Raw genomic sequence first — 6,254 nt, 5'->3', positions numbered from 1 at the left:
AATATTGAACAAGCCGTTCAACAACGTTTGTCATCTATCCGTCCATCAGTTCGGATGGCTGGTTTCCGTCCCGGCAAAGTTCCGATGAAAATGCTGGTTAAAACGCATGGTCCCTCAGCACGTCGCGAAGTGATTGATCAAATAGTCCAGGACAGCATGCGTGAAGCGTTCACTCAAGAAAATGTCAATCCTGCCAGTCCACCTCATATCGACAGCATGAAAGAAGAAGAAACAGCGTTAATCTACACGTTGAATTATGAAATCTTTCCTGAACTTGAAGCTGTAAAGCTGGATGACATCAAGCTGGAAAAAACCGTTGCTGCAGTCACAGATGAAGATGTCGATAAAATGCTTGAAACCTTGCGCGAGCAGCGCATGACTTGGGATCCCCTCAAACGTGCAGCCAAAGAAGAAGATGGCGTGACCATTGATTTTATCGGCAGTATTGATGGTGAAGAATTCCAGGGCGGTAAAGGTCAGGATGTATTAGTCGTTATTGGCAATGGCAGCATGTTGCCTGAATTCGAGCAACAACTCGTAGGTGTGAAACAGGATCAACAGCTGACTATTTCAATGACTTTCCCTGATGACTATCGTGCAGAACATTTACGTGGTAAAAAAGCGGATTTTGCTGTTACGGTTAAACAGGTTGCCAAGAAAAAACTGCCTAAATTAGACAAAGAATTTGCAGAGATGTGTGGTGTTGACGGTGGCATTGCTGCATTGAAAAAAGAAGTTCGTTCAAATATGGAACGTGAACTTGCCGGTGCATTGAAAAATGTGAACAAGCGCAAAGCGATGGATAGCGTAGCAGCGAATAATGAAGTTGCTTTGCCGGAAGCTCCGGTAGAACGTGAAGCCAATTATTTGATGGAACAAGCAAAAAATAATTTACGTAACCAGGGTGTGAACGTTGAAGGTTTACCTTTTGAGCTGAGCAACTTCAAGGAAAATGCAGAAAAACGTGTCAAACTCAGCCTGCTGATCGGTAAGATAATTTCCGATAACAAAATTCAACCTGAAGAAAAACGGGTTCGCGAAGCAATTGAAGCGATTGCCGCCAGTTATGAAGATCCAGAAGACGTTATGAATTACTACATGACCAATCAGGATAAATTATCTGAAATCCAGATGATGGTTGTTGAAGACGCCGTAGTTGAATGGATTTACGATCATGTTACAGTTGAAGAAAAAGCATCTTCCTTTTCAGAAGTGATGAATGCTGTAGCCTAAAGGCACAAGCACGTTTTTTACAAAGACAGCCCGTGCTCAAACTTTTGGGCACGGGTTATTTTTTATTTGGCATGAAAACAGGACCGCTATGAGCAATATATTTTCTGAGCATCTCAATCCAGTTCAAAATGCATTGGTTCCAATCGTCGTTGAGCAGACTTCACGTGGTGAACGTTCCTACGATATTTATTCCCGGCTGCTGAAAGAACGTATTATTTTTTTAGTGGGTCAGGTGGAAGACCATATGGCGAATTTGATTGTCGCCCAGATGTTATTCCTCGAATCTGAAAACCCTGATAAAGACATTCACCTTTATATCAATTCTCCAGGTGGTGCTGTGACCGCTGGTCTGGCAATTTATGACACAATGCAGTTTATCAAACCGCAGGTCAGCACGTTATGCATCGGTCAAGCGGCCAGTATGGGCGCTTTACTCTTAACGGCCGGAGCCAAAGGCAAACGTTTTGCATTACCAAATTCACGCATTATGGTGCATCAGCCGTTAGGCGGTTTTCAGGGACAGGCATCGGATATTGATATCCATGCCAAGGAAATTTTAAGTATTCGTGATCGATTAAATGGAATTATGGCCCATCACACTGGTCAAGATATTGAGAAAATTGAACGTGATACTGATCGTGATAACTTCATGAATGGTGAACAGGCAGCAGAATATGGTTTAATTGATGCTGTAATGAATAGCCGACCTGCAGAGAAATCTTGAGCAATCACAAAAGTTAGGAAAGTAGAGCGATGAGCGACGACAAAAAAAACGACGACAAATTACTTTACTGTTCATTCTGCGGTAAAAGTCAGCATGAAGTAAAAAAATTGATCGCTGGCCCTTCGGTATTCGTCTGTGATGAATGTGTTGAGCTTTGCAACGATATTATTCGGGAAGAGTTACAAGAAAAAACCGATGAAAAAGCGGATTCCAGACTACCATCTCCTCATGAAATTGATTCGGCACTTAATAACTATGTTATCGGCCAGGTCAAAGCAAAACGGGTGTTATCAGTAGCGGTTTATAACCATTACAAACGTTTGCGTCATGGTACTAAAAATGATGATGTGGAATTATCCAAAAGCAACATTCTGCTGATAGGGCCAACCGGTAGCGGTAAAACCTTACTGGCTGAGACGCTTGCCAGACAATTGAATGTACCCTTCACTATGGCCGACGCAACAACATTGACCGAAGCTGGCTACGTTGGTGAAGACGTTGAAAACATTATTCAGAAATTACTGCAAAAATGTGATTACGATGTTGAAAAAGCTGAAACAGGAATCGTTTATATTGATGAAATTGATAAGATTTCAAAAAAATCAGACAATCCATCAATAACGCGTGATGTATCTGGTGAGGGCGTTCAGCAGGCATTGTTGAAATTGATTGAAGGTACGATCGCTTCTGTTCCTCCTCAAGGCGGCCGAAAACATCCTCAACAGGAGTTTTTGCAAGTTGATACCAGCAAAATTCTGTTTATTTGTGGTGGTGCCTTTGCTGGGTTGGACAAAGTTATCCGCAACCGTACTCACAAAGGTGGTATTGGTTTTTCTGCCGATGTTAAAAGTGTCGATACCAATTCGCCTTCAAGTGAGGCATTACGTGTAGTAGAGCCAGAAGATTTAATTCAGTATGGCTTGATACCGGAATTTGTAGGCCGACTGCCGGTAGTTGCCACGCTTGAAGAACTTGATGAGGCCGCTTTGGTACAGATTTTAACTGAGCCTAAAAATGCATTAACCAAACAATATGAAAAATTGTTTGAACTTGAAAATTGTGAATTAGAGTTCAGGGCGGATGCTTTACGGGCGATTGCTCGCAAAGCCATGGAGCGTAAGACCGGTGCTCGTGGTTTGCGTTCAATTATTGAAAATGTATTGCTGGATACTATGTTTGACCTGCCGTCTTTGGATAACGTCACCAAAGTGGTGGTTGATGAAAGTGTTATCAATGGTGAAAACACGCCTATTTTGATTTATGAAGATCAACCCGCTGATCTCGCTTCAGGTGATAAATAGTTCCTACCTGATTGATCTTTAAACACTTCGGCTGATTTTAACGCATCCGGTTTCTCCGGACGCTTGATTTCTTTATGCCTGTCCCCATATTGTTTTCACGAACACGATAACCGTGTCTGTTGACTCCCTAAAGAGGTCTGCATTGATGGAAAAAGAATTTGAAGCTACATCAACTGATGACAATGCATTGCAAAAAGTGCCTGTATTGCCACTACGTGATGTTGTTGTATATCCGCATATGGTTATTCCTTTATTTGTTGGACGAGAAAAATCCATCAAAGCACTGGAACACGCTACGGATGAAAATAAACAAATCCTGCTGGTAGCCCAAAAAGATTCTGGCGAAGATTCTCCTGCGCCAGAAAATCTGTATGAAACAGGAACCCTTGCCAATATTCTGCAGTTATTAAAGTTACCGGATGGCACAGTAAAAGTATTGGTTGAAGGTACACAACGCGCTAAAGTTGCTTTATACGACAATACCAATGCTTTTTGCGAAGCTGAAGTTGCCAGTTTTATTGATGAGCATCCTGATCAGCGTGAAGCTGATGTATTAATGCGGACACTGCTGGGACAGTTTGAGCAGTACGTTAAACTCAATAAGAAAATTCCACCTGAAGTGATTGCTTCTTTATCCAGCATTGAAGATCTGGCTCGTATGGCAGATACCGTTGCTGCGCATATGACGCTCAAGCTTGAAGACAAACAGCTTTTACTTGAAATGTCTGACGTCAAAGACCGAATTGAAAAGTTGATGGCATTCCTGGAATCGGAAATCGATATCCAGCAAATCGAAAAACGTATTCGTAACCGTGTTAAAAAACAGATGGAGAAAAGCCAGCGCGAGTACTATCTGAACGAACAACTTAAAGCGGTTCAGAAAGAACTTGGTGAACTGGATGACAGTGGCAACGAAGTTGAAGAACTAGCGGAAAAAATTGCGGCGGCGGGTATGAGTACAGAGGCTCGTGATAAAGCTGAGTCTGAACTGAAAAAATTGAAAATGATGTCGCCAATGTCTGCAGAAGCAACAGTGGTTCGAAACTACATTGAATATTTACTTGAGGTACCGTGGAAAAAACGCTCACGGGTGACGCTGGATCTGGACCATGCACAGCAGGTTCTGGATGAAGATCACTATGGACTGGAAAAAGTTAAAGAACGCATTATTGAATACCTCGCGGTACAGAAACGTGTTAAAAAGCTGAAAGGTCCTATTCTTTGTCTGGTTGGACCTCCAGGGGTCGGTAAAACCTCTATTGCGCAATCTATTGCCCGTTCGACTAATCGTAAATTCAGCCGCATGGCATTGGGTGGTGTGCGCGATGAAGCGGAAATTCGTGGTCACCGCCGTACTTACATTGGCTCTATGCCGGGTAAAGTGATTCAGAATATTTCCAAAACAGGTGTACGTAATCCACTGTTTTTATTGGATGAAATCGACAAAATGGCTCAGGATTTCCGTGGTGATCCGGCTTCTGCCTTATTGGAAGTGCTTGATCCTGAGCAAAACTCAACATTTGCCGATCACTATCTTGAAGTCGAATATGATTTGTCGGATGTAATGTTTGTCTGTACTGCAAATACATTGAATATTCCGGATGCACTGCGTGATCGAATGGAAATAATTCGTCTTGCAGGGTATACCGAAGATGAAAAATTGAATATCGCATTGCAGTATTTGTTGCCAAAAGCGATAAAAGACAATGGTCTGAAAGCGAATGAGATTGAAATTACCTCTGATGCAGTGATGGAAATCATTCGGCGTTATACACGTGAAGCAGGTGTGCGTAATCTGCAACGTGAAATTTCGAAGATCTGTCGCAAATTAGTTAAGCAAATCCTCAGTGAATCACCAACCGAGAAGGTTGTTGTGACAGCAGATAATCTGGAAGACTATTTAGGCGTCTATCATTATCAGTATGGTGTTGCTGCAGAAGATGATCGCATTGGACAGGTCACTGGTCTGGCCTGGACCGAAGTGGGTGGTGAGTTACTGACTATCGAATCGGCGGTAATGCCGGGTAAAGGCAAAGCCAGCTATACAGGTAAACTGGGTGATGTGATGCAGGAATCCATTCAGGCGGCTACCACCGTTGTTCGTTCTCGGGCAGTAGAGTGGGGCATTGCCGAGGATTATCTGCAAAGTCACGATTTACATATTCATGTACCCGAAGGTGCGACACCAAAAGATGGCCCAAGCGCAGGTATTGGTATGTGTACTGCACTGGTTTCAGCGATAACCGGTATACCGGTTAAATCCAATGTGGCCATGACAGGCGAGATCACGTTGCGTGGTGAGGTGTTGGCCATTGGTGGTTTGAAAGAGAAATTGCTGGCCGCACATCGTGGTGGCATTGATACCGTTCTGATTCCTAAAGATAATGTGAAGGACTTACGGGAAATTCCGGATAATGTAAAATCCGGGCTGGAGATTATTCCTGTACGCTGGATTAATGAAGTATTGGAAAAAGCCTTGCAGCATATGCCAACCAAGGTATTACCTACTCCGGATACTGCGACTGTAATGCCACCAGATCAGGCCAGTTTTCACGAAGTCAATACACAAAACCGGCATTAACCTGTTTAAAGCGAGCAACGGAGATTTATGATGACTCAAAAACAACAACAGCGTTTAATCGGGACGCTTTTGCTTGTCTTTTTCATCGCCGTGCTCGCTTATATCGTTTTATCTAAAGTCAGTCAGACAGAATCAGGGAGGCAAGTTCAAGAAGAAGAGCCGATTCAGTTTTCTTCGGTGATTGAAGCATTACAGGAAGAAACTGATGATGAATCCCTGATGGGAGATGAGACTTCTCTAGCTGAAGAAGCTTTTGTTGATATTGGTTCTGCTGATACAGAGAATATTCCTCAATCTTCCGTATCTGATAAGCCGGTAGAAACCGATTCTTCAACAGAAAAAACGCCAGAACCAGAAATTATTTCAGAAAAACCGGCTCCTGCTCCTAAACCAGAACCCGAACCTGTTGCTGAGA

At 42.9% G+C, this 6,254-nt stretch carries 5 protein-coding genes; all 5 read left to right on the top strand.

Annotated features, from left to right (window positions below; translation table 11 throughout):
• The coding region (tig, locus tag B3O33_RS06275; RefSeq protein ID WP_292363205.1) for a trigger factor at positions 1–1,233 on the top strand (1,233 nt) is incomplete at its 5' end.
• An 88-nt stretch (positions 1,234–1,321) separates the two neighbouring features.
• Positions 1,322–1,957: an ATP-dependent Clp endopeptidase proteolytic subunit ClpP gene (gene clpP, locus B3O33_RS06270; RefSeq protein ID WP_292359376.1), complete on the top strand. Its 636-nt coding sequence runs from the start codon at positions 1,322–1,324 to the stop codon at positions 1,955–1,957.
• Between the two features lie 29 nt (positions 1,958–1,986).
• Positions 1,987–3,258, top strand: coding sequence for an ATP-dependent Clp protease ATP-binding subunit ClpX (clpX, locus tag B3O33_RS06265; RefSeq protein ID WP_292359378.1), 1,272 nt, complete (start codon positions 1,987–1,989; stop codon positions 3,256–3,258).
• A 145-nt stretch (positions 3,259–3,403) separates the two neighbouring features.
• Positions 3,404–5,839 (top strand): endopeptidase La, encoded by a 2,436-nt coding sequence (gene lon, locus B3O33_RS06260; RefSeq protein ID WP_292363204.1) that lies wholly within the window; start codon positions 3,404–3,406, stop codon positions 5,837–5,839.
• A gap of 30 nt (positions 5,840–5,869) precedes the next feature.
• Positions 5,870–6,254, top strand: a 385-nt coding sequence (locus B3O33_RS06255) for a hypothetical protein (protein WP_292363203.1), incomplete at its 3' end; no start/stop codon positions are given.

The sequence above is a fragment of the Methylophaga sp. UBA1464 genome (assembly GCF_002325665.1).
Lineage (GTDB): Bacteria > Pseudomonadota > Gammaproteobacteria > Nitrosococcales > Methylophagaceae > Methylophaga.
Note: the sequence above shows the minus strand (reverse complement) of the source record. Positions and strands in the feature narration are given on the sequence as shown.